Source organism: Ruminococcus sp. 5_1_39BFAA, from assembly GCF_964240875.1.
Lineage (GTDB): Bacteria > Bacillota > Clostridia > Lachnospirales > Lachnospiraceae > Blautia_A.
In genome coordinates, this window is the sequence record NZ_CAXSVO010000002.1 from 277,103 (window position 1) to 289,129 (window position 12,027).

General features: G+C 43.9%; 14 protein-coding genes. All 14 read left to right on the forward strand.

From position 1 onward, the window contains the following. The 14 genes from ACESZH_RS03950 (at position 1) to guaA (ending at position 11,933) form a co-directional block, all read left to right on the forward strand. Complete coding sequence (locus ACESZH_RS03950) at positions 1–390, forward strand: nuclear transport factor 2 family protein (RefSeq protein WP_373212253.1); 390 nt, start codon at positions 1–3, stop codon at positions 388–390. A 128-nt stretch (positions 391–518) separates the two neighbouring features. Next, positions 519–1,121 (forward strand): signal peptidase I, encoded by a 603-nt coding sequence (gene lepB / locus ACESZH_RS03955; RefSeq protein WP_373212250.1) that lies wholly within the window; start codon positions 519–521, stop codon positions 1,119–1,121. Between the two features lie 203 nt (positions 1,122–1,324). Next, positions 1,325–1,768, forward strand: a complete 444-nt coding sequence (locus ACESZH_RS03960; RefSeq protein WP_373212247.1) for a GNAT family N-acetyltransferase — start codon at positions 1,325–1,327, stop codon at positions 1,766–1,768. A 28-nt stretch (positions 1,769–1,796) separates the two neighbouring features. Then, positions 1,797–2,114, forward strand: a complete 318-nt coding sequence (locus ACESZH_RS03965; RefSeq protein WP_373212245.1) for a DUF3784 domain-containing protein — start codon at positions 1,797–1,799, stop codon at positions 2,112–2,114. Between the two features lie 64 nt (positions 2,115–2,178). After that, a complete protein-coding gene (locus ACESZH_RS03970) occupies positions 2,179–2,799 on the forward strand; it encodes an NUDIX hydrolase N-terminal domain-containing protein (protein WP_373212804.1) in 621 nt (206 codons plus the stop codon). Positions 2,800–2,922: 123 nt separating this feature from the next. Further along, positions 2,923–3,069 (forward strand): hypothetical protein, encoded by a 147-nt coding sequence (locus ACESZH_RS03975; protein ID WP_373212242.1) that lies wholly within the window; start codon positions 2,923–2,925, stop codon positions 3,067–3,069. 137 nt (positions 3,070–3,206) lie between these two features. Continuing rightward, on the forward strand, positions 3,207–3,635 hold the full coding sequence (locus tag ACESZH_RS03980; protein WP_373212239.1) for a helix-turn-helix transcriptional regulator: 429 nt from the start codon (positions 3,207–3,209) through the stop codon (positions 3,633–3,635). Positions 3,636–3,702: 67 nt separating this feature from the next. Next, positions 3,703–4,464, forward strand: a complete 762-nt coding sequence (locus ACESZH_RS03985) for a TraX family protein (RefSeq protein ID WP_373212236.1) — start codon at positions 3,703–3,705, stop codon at positions 4,462–4,464. A 151-nt stretch (positions 4,465–4,615) separates the two neighbouring features. After that, positions 4,616–5,281: a response regulator transcription factor gene (locus ACESZH_RS03990; protein ID WP_373212234.1), complete on the forward strand. Its 666-nt coding sequence runs from the start codon at positions 4,616–4,618 to the stop codon at positions 5,279–5,281. Between the two features lie 3 nt (positions 5,282–5,284). After that, a complete protein-coding gene (locus tag ACESZH_RS03995) occupies positions 5,285–6,895 on the forward strand; it encodes an ATP-binding protein (protein WP_373212231.1) in 1,611 nt (536 codons plus the stop codon). Between the two features lie 40 nt (positions 6,896–6,935). Then, entirely contained in the window at positions 6,936–7,838 is a 903-nt protein-coding gene (locus ACESZH_RS04000; RefSeq protein WP_373212229.1) for an ATP-binding cassette domain-containing protein, read from the forward strand. 1 nt (position 7,839) lies between these two features. Then, the gene (locus ACESZH_RS04005) at positions 7,840–8,595 is read left to right on the forward strand and encodes an ABC transporter permease (RefSeq protein WP_373212227.1); all 756 of its coding nucleotides are present in this window, start codon (positions 7,840–7,842) and stop codon (positions 8,593–8,595) included. A gap of 308 nt (positions 8,596–8,903) precedes the next feature. Further along, entirely contained in the window at positions 8,904–10,259 is a 1,356-nt protein-coding gene (locus ACESZH_RS04010; protein ID WP_373212226.1) for an MATE family efflux transporter, read from the forward strand. Positions 10,260–10,388: 129 nt separating this feature from the next. Then, complete coding sequence (gene guaA / locus ACESZH_RS04015) at positions 10,389–11,933, forward strand: glutamine-hydrolyzing GMP synthase (RefSeq protein WP_373212223.1); 1,545 nt, start codon at positions 10,389–10,391, stop codon at positions 11,931–11,933. Positions 11,934–12,027 lie beyond the last annotated feature (94 nt).

A 12,027-nucleotide genomic window follows, 5' to 3' on the forward strand; every position in this document is an offset into this window, starting at 1 on the left:
ATGAATCTGAAAAGGTATTGGAAAGCGACGCTAGAGCAGCAGGCAGAAGAAATGAGCAGCTATTTCCATAAAGATGCCTATGTAAATTGGCATAATACAAATGAGCATTTTACAGTCAGTGAGTTTATCAAAGCAAACTGCGAATACCCCGGACAATGGGATGGAGAGATAGAACGTATTGTAGAAAAAGAGAACTTAATTATTACCGTAGTTCATGTGTTTTCCAGTGATAAAAAATCATCTTTCCACGTAACATCTTTTATTCAAATAAGGGATGAAAAAATTGAGTCTATTGATGAATATTGGGGAGATGATGGAGCACCGCCGCAATGGAGATTGGATAAGCGTATTGGGACTCCGATCCATGGAGGAATTTCAGATCATATGTAGAATTTTCCGGTTCATCTATATATGATGAATGGAAGTTTAATGCACTATAAATAATTATTTATTACTATTGCAATTGTATGGTATGTTATAATTCACCCAGGTTTATGAAAAGCAAGGGAGGAATACAGATGCAGGACACCAATATCATGAAGGAAATACGAAGCTGGTTTATAACACTGGGTATTTGTATAGCTGCTGTTTTGATTTTGAACAATTATGTTATCGTTAATGCTAAAATACCAAGTGAGTCCATGGAGAGTACATTAGAGCCGGGAGACCGGGTGATCGCTTCTCGTCTGGCTTATATTTCTTCTGAGCCGCAGCGCGGTGACATTGTAATTTTCAAATATCCTGTTGATGATGCGCTGGGTATCACGAAATTATATATAAAGAGAATAATAGGGCTTCCAGGAGAAACGGTTGAGATAAAAAACGCGGGAATATATATAGACGGTTCAGATATTCCTCTGGATGAGACATACTTAAAAGAAGAATGGATAAGGAGAAACGACGGGCTAACCTTCCACGTTCCAGAGGGGCATTATTTCATGCTGGGAGATAACAGAAACAATTCATCCGATTCCAGATATTGGCCGGAAGAGGCTATTCAAAAAGGACTGACAGTCAATTTAGAAGAGGCGGAAAAATATAGCTATGTTTCCCGGGAGAAAATTCTTGGGAAAGCGAGTTTCAGATATTGGCCGTTGAATGAAATAACAGGATTTGACTGAAAACGGAGTATGAGCATTAGCTGGCTGTGAAATGCAGCCGGCTATTTTAATATTCCGAGGTGTATGGCAATAAGGTGTTCTATGATATTGAACATATACAAATACTGAGGTGTGTATTATACTGTTATATAAAACGGAAGCTTGAGAGCGGCTGATTTAACAGTGAGCCGCGGGCATGGCAGGAGGAGTAGGAGGAATGATCAATGGAAATCAGGAAGATGAAACTGAGCGATTATGAGGAAGTATATGAACTGTGGATGTCCTGTGCCGGAATGGGGTTAAACAATCTGGATGACTCCAAAGAAGGAATCGAAAAGTTTCTGAACCGTAATCCGGAAACCTGTTTTGTGGCGCTGGATGAGAATGGGCGGATTACAGGCGTGATGCTGACGGGAAATGATGGCAGGAGAGGATATATTTATCATACCGCAGTACATCCGGATCATAGAAAGCAGGGAATTGCCAGAAGCCTGGTACAGCAGACCCTGAATGCTTTAGAAAATCTGGGGATTCATAAGGCAGCCTTGGTCGCGTTCCGAAGAAACGAAGAGGGAAATCAGTTCTGGGAGAAAATGGGTTTTTCAGTCCGGGAAGATCTGACTTACAGAAATAAAACAATAACAGAAATGGTAAGAATTGATACATAATTTCAGCATACAGAGCAGGGGGTGCAATATGAATTTTTACATTTTTTTTGATGTGGGAATGGTTATCCTGATATTTATAATAGGGTATTATTTTTATAAATCCAATGGAAAAGCCGCGAATTTCTTGTCAGGCTACAATATGAAGACAGATGAAGAACGAAAGAAATATGACGAAAAAGAGATGTGCAAGGCGTATGGAAAAAGAATGATGGCCATGTCTCTGCCTTTTATCGTAGGTGCAATCATAGATACCCGGCTTAACGGAATTGGTTGTCTCATCGCATGGGGGATATGGGTTATTATGTTCATTCTGCTGCTTGTTGACAGGCACAAAAGAGAACGGTGATTTTCAGTTTGGTCGGAGCTTACGAATTAAGGTTATCCCAACAGAAGAGGAAGGGAAAATGAACATGGAAAAGAACGAAAAGTGGCTGGAATGGACGGTGAAATTACAGAGTATTGCCCAGGCAGGTTTATTCTATGCAAAAGATGTATTTGACATAGAAAGATATGAGCAGATAAGGGAGATATCGGCTGAAATGCTTGCTTATAAAACCGGGATTCCCATAGATAAAGTGGAGGATTTGTTTTGCAATGAAATCGGTTATCAAACTCCAAAACTTGACAGCCGTGCCGCCATATTTCAAGGTAATAAGATCCTGCTTGTAAAAGAAAAAAACGGAACATGGTCTTTGCCCGGCGGCTGGGTGGACGTTACGGTTTCTGTGAAAGAAAACGTAATAAAAGAGGTAAAAGAAGAAGCCGGATTAGATGTGACCGCAGATTTGGTGATAGCGGTACAGGACAGAGAAAAGCATAATTTGCCTGTATATGCGCACAAGGTATGCAAAATTTTCGTTCTGTGTACTGTTATTGGCGGAGAATTTGAGCCAAACATAGAAACCGTGGAAAGCAGATACTTTGGAATTGACGAATTGCCTGTACTTGCAGAAGAAAAGAATAATGCAGAACAGATAAGAATGTGCTTTGACGCATATTATGCAGATAATTGGAAGACCTTGTTTGACTGACAGCGTATAGCTGGCAATCAGGTAAGCATCTGCCTGCCTCAGGAGCTGTGTATATACAAAAATGGGGGAATATGCTATGATGATGTTCAGATAAAGCGAAAGCTGAAAAGGAGAACGTATCAAATGAAAAAGAAAAACACAGACAGCAGTTTATATTTCATTGCCGGAGTCTGTTTCCTGGTGGCAGCGTTAGCGGGCGGACATGTAGCTTTTTATCCGGTTGCGTGCTGCATGTTTATCCTGGGAATCACAAATCGTAACAAAAAATAGCTGGGCGTGTGTCAAAGATACTTTGCGCGCTAATGGAACAGGGCAAAAAGGATTTGCTGGTGTTTTTGTTTAAATTCCCCGATAATACAAGTGAGGGGAAAACCCGGAATTTGTATTGCGAAAGAAAGGGGAAGAACATGAATATCGGAGGAACAATATCTGTTCTGCGAAAAGAACACGGAATGACTCAGAAGGAATTTGGAGAAATGTTTCATGTTACCAGGCAAACTGTTTCCAACTGGGAGAATGAAAAAAGCTATCCGGACCTGCATACACTGGTAGAAATAAGCAATAGGTTTGGAATCTCTCTGGACACATTGCTGAAGGAAGACCAGCTTTTGGTGGAAAAGATTGATAAAGAACGGAATTACGGAAAAATGAAGCGCGAAAAATCCGTGATCGACTTCCTTACAGGGGCAGGTACCGGAATTGTGGTTTCCTGTCTGGCATCTCCGGACTCGGTCAGAAGAACAGCAGTGATCTTAGTAGGGCTCATCATGATTGGAATTGGATGGTATAAAAAGTCTGTATATGATAAAGCAGTAATGAAATATTTAGAGGAATAAAGTGATTATAACACGGGATATTTTGCCGTACATTTGTAAGAATATATGAAAGGACAGCAAAAAACGCATGAAAAGCAAGGCCGCACAAAACTATCGCATCCTAACCCGCGATACGATAAAATTAATAGCTATCCTAACCATGGTATTGAACCATTTTGCAGGCTGCTTCTGGGAACCGGAGCAGCCTTTCTATCATGTGTTTATTTATATCGGGCATTTTACGGCAGTAACCATGTGCTGTTTTCTGGTTGAGGGCTATCATCACACCCGGTCAAAGAAAAAATATGGGACAAGGCTGCTGGTTTTCGCGCTCCTCTCGCAGCTTCCCTTTGACCTGGCATTTTCCCGAGGAAAAATACCGGAATTTCAAAGGCTGAACATGATTTTTACGCTGTTCATCTGCTTCCTGGTGTTGGTTGCTATGGAATATATCCGGGACAGGAACCTTAAAATATTGGCAGTGTTTACCCTGACCGTGGTATCAAGCTGGAGCGACTGGGGGATTTTGGCACCCCTTTTTGTTATCATATTTGAAAAAAGTTATGGCTCACGCAGGAAAACGGCGGAAGGTTTTGTGCTGGCAGCCTTACTTGACTGGCTGGTAACCTTTGCTTCGGAAATTTCTTATGGAATTCCCGGTAAAGCCGGAAGCGGAGCGCTTACAGCTCTGGCAGACTGTGCCGGGATCCTGGCAGCAGGGGCAGTCATGGTGCTGCTCTATAATGGAAAAAAATCCGAGCGGGGAGGAGAAATCTCAAAATGGTTTTTCTATCTTTTTTATCCCCTGCATTTGCTGTTGTTCGGGCTGATCCGGATCAGTCTGATCTAGCGGACATGTTGCTGGTGCAGCCGCACTCCAGCGCGAGTGTGCGTTTTAGAGCTCGCTTTTTATTTTCGGGAAAAAAGCACGGCATCTTCATTTGAAATTCATACGGTTCTGTTATAATAAGTCCCAGAGAAATGAAAGGGACTTATTTTTTATGGAGAAAATATTATTTTTAGAGGACGAACCGACCATTCGGGAGGTTTTGACCGAATATATGCGAATGAAAAATTACCAGGTCACCACAGCATCTGACGGGGAGGAAGCGCTGGAATATCTGAAGAATTCCGGAGCCAGGGCATTCGATATGGCGATCCTGGATATTATGGTACCTAAGGTGAGCGGAATTGAAGTGCTGAAAAGCATCCGGAAAAGCCAGCCGGAGATGCCGGTGATTATGCTCACCGCCTTGGGAGATGAAAAGACACAGTTGGAAGCCTTCAATGAATATGCGGATGATTATGTGATCAAGCCGGTTTCCCCGATCATTCTTCTGAAACGCATGGAAACGATTTTGCGCCGGGTAAAGAGGGAGAAGCCGGAACGGGCAGGCCTGGTAATCGAAAATGATGCGTACCAGGCATTCTACAATGGCAAGTCGCTGGAGCTGACTGTGAGTGAATTTTTACTGCTGTCGGCGCTTCACAGGGAGCCGGGCCGTGTTTTTACCAGAGAGCAGCTGATCCTCCATATTTATAATGAGGAATATATCGGAAATGACAGGATCATTGATGCCCATGTGAAAAATCTGCGGAAAAAGCTGCCGTTTAACTGCATCAGGACAGTGATCGGTGTGGGATATCAGTTTCAGCGGGAGGAATGAGGCATGAAATTATCGAGGAAAACATTTTTGTACAGCATCAGTCTTTCTGCGCTGTTTACCGGACTGATATTGCTCTATTTTGTCTGCATGCTCCCTGCTCTTTATGTGGAGTATCAGAATCGGAATAATCTGGAGTCTGTGGCAGAAGTAGAACGGGGCTATATGGAAACCAGAACCTATAACGGACTGAACGTAAAGAATCCTACGGGAAGCGTCAGTCTGGAAATCCCTTTTTCCGGGAACAGTGTGTATCTGGCAGGGAAAGGCTTCCGCATACAGATGAGCATAGAGGATGAGAGGCTTCTGGAGCAGTTTGACAGATTGAGAAACTGCATGAAGGATCGGGAAAGTCTTGAAAAATTAGATGCGGATTTGTTTGACTTTGACTTAATAAAAGAACTCCTTTTTCCTGAGAATATGATGAACCAGGATTATCCGCTGCATTTTCAGATGGACATAGAGGATGAAGAAAGGGACTTTGAAAATCAGGATTTGAAAATCCATCAGCTTTCCGGCGATCTGGTGGTCGCAGAAGCATATGCTTCGGACGGAAAAAACCAATATACCACCTATATGGCTTTTGGAACAACAGAGGATGCCGCTGTGATTTCAATTTTACCGATGCTGACGCCGCAGATGACAGAAATAAAGTCCATTGTGTTGGACAGCGTGCCAATGATCATGGCAGTTGTCTTTTTGATCGTTCTGATAAGCTCCCAGTTTTTCTCCGGAAAGATCGTAAATCCCATTATCCGTCTGGCGAATTATGCGGGAGAGATACGGGAAATACAGCCAGGGGCAGCAAAGCCCTTTGCTATCCGGCAGAAGGACGAAATCGGAGAATTAGGTGATTCCCTGAACAAGCTTTATGAGAGGTTAGGCAAAAGTTATCAGGAGCTGGAAAAGGCAAATGAAAAGCTGGAAAAGGAAAATGAGCGTCAGGAGGTATTCATGAGAGCCTCGTCTCATCAGTTGAAAACTCCGGTGACAGCGGCCCTGCTTTTAATAGACGGAATGACAGATGGAGTAGGAAAGTACAAGGACACAAAGGCGTATCTGCCTATGGTAAAGGAAAAGATTCTGGAGATGCGCAATATTATCGATGATATCCTTTATCTGAACCATTGTGCGGACGACCTACAGATGAGGACGGTGGAAGTGATCCCTCTGGTTATGGGAATTATGGATACTTATAAGGTCCAATTGGAAACCAGGAAAATCCGGATACAGTATATCGGACTGCAGGAACAGGAAAACGCTTCCGGAAATGAGAAGAAAGGGTGCGTTCTGTACGCAGACTGTGAGCTTTTGAAAAAGATTCTGGATAATCTGATTTCGAATGCCGTGTCTTACACCCTGGCCGGCGGTGAGATTGAAGTGGCTTTTCAGTCCAGGGGTGTTATGGTGCGGAATCTGGGAGCGCATATAGAAGAAAGTATTTTGCCGCACATTTACGAACCGTTTGTGAGCAGCGAATCCGGGAAAAAAGGAAAAGGGCTGGGACTTTATATCGCGTCCTACTATGCAGAGCTGCTGGGACTTAAAGTCACTGTAGAAAATACTCCCGTGGGTGTGGAGGCAGGTGTTATGGAGAAAACAGAAAATCCATTTTGAATATAGCCAGCAGATTTGAAAGAAGGAAGGAGAAGGATATATGTATGTAACAGTCAGCAATTTACAGGTAAACTATGGAAAACACACAGCATTGTCCATTAAACAGCCCATTACGATCGGGGAAAATGAGAGGATCGGAATAATCGGTTCCAACGGCGCCGGGAAGACCACATTTGTAAAAGCCATTCTGGGCCTTGTACCAAGTAAAGGCGTGATCAATACGGATTTAAAAAACTATGAAATGGCGGCACATCTTCAGTTCAATGAGTATGTAAACAGCATGCCGGTCCGCTACATTATGGAGGCGATCCTGGATACCAGTGTCCGCAAAAATAAGAAGCTCGGGGAGCTGATCTCATATTTTGATTTTGAACCCTGCCTGCGAAAAAGATATTCAGCACTGTCCGGCGGACAAAAGCAGCGTCTTACGATCATTATGGTCATGATGCAGGATGCTCCTTTGACCTTTTACGATGAGGTAACCTCCGGACTGGATTTCGAGACAAGGCAGAGGCTGATGGAACGTCTTGTAAAGTGGTATGAAAACAAAAAAAATACGCTGTGCATCGTTTCACACTATTATGAGGAATTGCAGCTTTTGGCTGATAAAATACTGATCCTGGACAAGGGGAATGTGATTGATTACGGCAGTAAGGATGAACTGTTTGTAAAGTATTGCGGAAATGCGATTTTGCTGGCAGATAACACGGAGAAAAACAGGGAGCTTCTGAAAAACTGTCCCAAGCTTTTTGCGCCCGAGCATCTTATTGCAGTGCCCTGCAAAACCCAGGAAAAGGAGAAGGAGATTTCGGAGCTTTTCATAAAAAATGATGTGAATTTTAAGCGCAGCAACAACGATATCGAGCTGATGTATATCAATGCAAAAGCTGCTTATTACGGTGAGGATGCAATGGCAGAGATATATGGCGAGGGAGGAAATTAAAATGAAAAAGAGGGTAAGCAAAAGGCTGGTTATGTATGAAATAAGAAATATTCTGGGAAATCCTTTTATTCCGTTTTTCGGAATGGCATTTCCGCTGATCATGTTGTTTGTGATCGCAAAAGCAGCGGCTCAGGAAACCCCTGAAAGCATGATCTCCCAGGTAAATACGGCAGTATTCATCTCCATTAGCATGATTATTCCTATGGCAGTTCTGCTGATAGGCTACGCTGCCAATTATTCCCTGGAATTGGAGAAGGGGATTCCGATGCGGATGAAGCTTTTTGGATTTGAAGAAAACACTATACTTGCGGCAAAAATTGTCGCACAGCTTTTGGTAGTGACAGTTGGACTTGTAATCTATACGGCGGTGTCCTATGCACTGCTGGATATGGATATTCCTAAAATATGGCCTGCGGTGTGTCTTATTTTATGTCTTTACATTCTGAGCCTTATTTTTATTGTGTTTTCACACGGAGTGGCAAATCTGATGAGAAAATTCGGACCAACCTATGCTGTCACTATGGGCCTGTATTTTGGCATAATGATCTTATGCGGTATGATGGGGATAAAAACAGATCAACTGCCGGGCATTCTGCGAAAAATCGCATATATGCTTCCTATGACATATATTGGAAATGATTTCATTACGTTCTGGCAGGGAGGAAGCTATAATTTTGCGCCGTTAATACAAGCGTTTCTGCTGCTGGGAGCTGTATCGGGAATCATTCTTCTGCTGTCACGGAGAAAAAGGGGGTAAAAAGAAGGAGGGCCGGACCTTCTGGCCCGGCGCGTATGAAAAAGAAAAAGTTAAAAAACAAATCTATGTAAAAAAGCTTTCGCTTTATTTGCTTAATAATATACCGGGAAAATGTGTTGGAATTGTGAGGAATGGTTGAAAAAAACATGATGAATTTCTAAAAATCCTATAAAGAAGGGCGGGAAAACCGCCCTTAAATTTGTCTAAAAAGCAGGTTGTTGCATGAGAAGTAAAGTGCTACAATATGGCTTACGGATTATTTCGGTTTTACGAAATTTGGGGAATTGAGGGAAATGGAGTGAGTTATTTTGGACAAAACAGTGGTTTCGGAAAAGAAGTATTTATTCAGTAACGAAGATCTGAAAAGGCTGATCATACCGCTTTTGATCGAGCAGTTTCTGGCTATCTTCGTTGGCCTTGCGGATTCTATCATGGTGGCGTCTGTGGGCGAGGCAGCGGTGTCGGCTGTTTCTCTGATCGATACGATCATGATACTTTTGATTAACATGTTTACCGCGCTGGCAACAGGCGGCGCTATCGTAGCAGGCCAGGCTCTGGGAAGGAAGAGGCAGGATGACGGCTGCGAGGCGGTGGAGCAGACTCTTTTGTTTTCCGTTGTTTTTTCCGTGATCATTATGATAGTGGTATATGCGGGGAAATGGTTCATTCTACATATTGTTTTTGGAAAAATCGACGCGGTTGTCATGAGAAACTGCAATATTTATCTGTTGATCGTGACAGCATCCATTCCTTTTCTTGCTGTTTATAACTGCGGCGCGGCTATGTACAGGGCTATGGGAAATTCCAAAACCCCAATGCTGATGTCTCTTGCCATGAACGGCATGAATCTGGTGGGAAATGCAATTCTTCTTTATGGATTGGGCTGGGGAATCGAAGGTGCTGCGATTCCCACTATGGTATCCCGTGTTCTGACGGGGATCTGGATGATTTTTCTTATCAGAAAACCGCAGAATGTGCTTCATGCCAGAACTCTTCTGGGAATCCGTTTCCATTGGAAGAGCATGAAAAAAATCCTGCATATCGGTATTCCCTACAGTCTGGAAAACAGTATGTTCCAGCTTGGAAAAATTCTTGTTCTAAGCCTTGTATCAGGTTTTGGAACTGCTTCCATAGCGGCAAATGCGGTGGCAAACAATGTGTGCGCTTTTGCCATCCTGGGCGGAATGTCTGTGGGATATGCCCTTTCCTCTGTAAGCGCCCAATGCGTAGGTGCGGGAGATTATAAACAGGTGCGGTATTACACAAGAAAGCTCATGGGAGTGGCCTATGCCGGGGTTGCGTTTATGAATGTGATCATTGTTGCTGCCCTTGGCTTTGTCATCCGCATTTACAATCTTTCTCCGGAAACAGGCATGATCGCTAGACAGATTATTATTTACCATGCCATATGTTCTGTTTTGATCTGGCCGCTATCCTTTACCCTTCCAAATACCTTAAGAGCTGCCAACGATGTAGGCTTTTGCATGTGGAGTTCTATTCTTTCCATGTGGGTTTTCCGTATCGGATTCAGTTTTATCCTGGCAAAATATGCAGGAATGGGAGTTCTGGGCGTGTGGGTTGCCATGACCATTGACTGGGCAGTAAGAGGAATTCTCTTCGTAATACGGTACAGAGGAAATCGATGGGAATTTAAAAAGGCATAGGATTTTAAAGGGGCTGCATTCCTTTGCACAAAAATGAAAAAGAAGATTGCAAAATGCCAATCACTTCTTTATAATAGGGGAAAATATAAAATACTATTGATATATCACGTTAAGGAGGAAACAAAAGCGATGAAAAGAGAGACAGTCGTTGTACTGGACTTCGGAGGCCAGTATAATCAGTTAATTGCCCGTCGTGTCAGAGAATGCAATGTATATTGTGAAATTTATTCCTACAAAACAGATATCCAGAAAATAAAAGATCTTCAGCCGAAAGGCATCATTTTTACAGGCGGCCCCAATAGCTGTTATGAGCCGGATTCCCCAACCTATACAAAAGAAATTTTTGAGCTTGGCGTACCGATTTTGGGAATCTGCTACGGTGCGCAGCTTATGATGCACCTGCTGGGCGGTACTGTGGAAAAGGCGCCTGTCCGTGAATACGGAAAGATCGAAGTGAATGTTGATACGAATTCCAAGCTTTTCACCAATGTTTCTCCTAAAACAATCTGCTGGATGAGCCATAATGATTATATCTCCGGGCAGGCTCCGGGTTTTGAAATCTGTGCCTGGACAAATGACTGCCCAGTGGCAGCAGTGCAGAATGCAGAGAAGAACCTTTATGCGATCCAGTTCCATCCTGAAGTGCTCCACACCAAGGAAGGAACCAAGATGCTTTCCAATTTTGTATATAATGTGTGCGGCTGTGCCGGAGACTGGAAGATGGACTCCTTTGTGGAGGAATCCATTAAGGCAATCCGGGAAAAAGTAGGAGACGGCAAGGTGCTGTGTGCTCTGTCAGGCGGTGTGGATTCCTCCGTGGCAGCAGTTCTTCTGTCCAAGGCGGTAGGAAACCAGCTTACCTGCGTCTTTGTTGACCACGGTCTTCTCCGTAAGAACGAGGGCGATGAGGTGGAAGCCGTATTCGGCCCGGATGGCCCCTATAACCTGAATTTTATCCGTGTAAATGCCCAGGATCGTTTCTACAGCAAACTGAAAGGCGTGGAGGAGCCGGAGCGGAAGCGTAAGATCATCGGCGAAGAGTTCATCCGCGTTTTTGAGGAAGAGGCAAAGAAGATCGGAGCAGTTGATTTCCTGGTTCAGGGAACCATTTATCCTGACGTGGTGGAAAGCGGCGTGGGCGGCGAGTCCACTGTGATTAAATCCCATCACAATGTAGGCGGTCTGCCGGATTACGTAGACTTTAAGGAGATCATTGAGCCGCTGCGCAATCTGTTCAAGGATGAGGTCCGCAAAGCCGGACTGGAGCTTGGAATCCCCGATTATCTGGTATTCCGTCAGCCTTTCCCGGGACCTGGTCTGGGAATCCGTATCATCGGCGAGGTAACCGCTGAGAAGGTTAAGATGGTCCAGGATGCAGATGCGATCTGGAGAGAGGAAATTGCAAACGCCGGATGGGACAAGAAAGTAAACCAGTATTTTGCCGCACTGACGAATATGAAATCCGTGGGCGTCATGGGCGATGAGAGAACCTATGATTACGCGGTTGCTCTGCGTGCAGTTACCACCACGGACTTTATGACCGCTGAGAGCGCGGAGATCCCGTGGGAAGTGATCGGCAAGACGACGAGCAGGATCGTAAATGAGGTGAAGCATGTGAACAGAGTCCTCTACGACTGCACAGGGAAGCCGCCGGCTACGATTGAAATGGAATAAGTTGCAAAAGCCTGGAGACCCAGTGTGCGTGTTTCCGGGCTTTTTTCTGCTCTGTGACATTAACAGTAACGTCACGGAGCAGAAAATAACACTG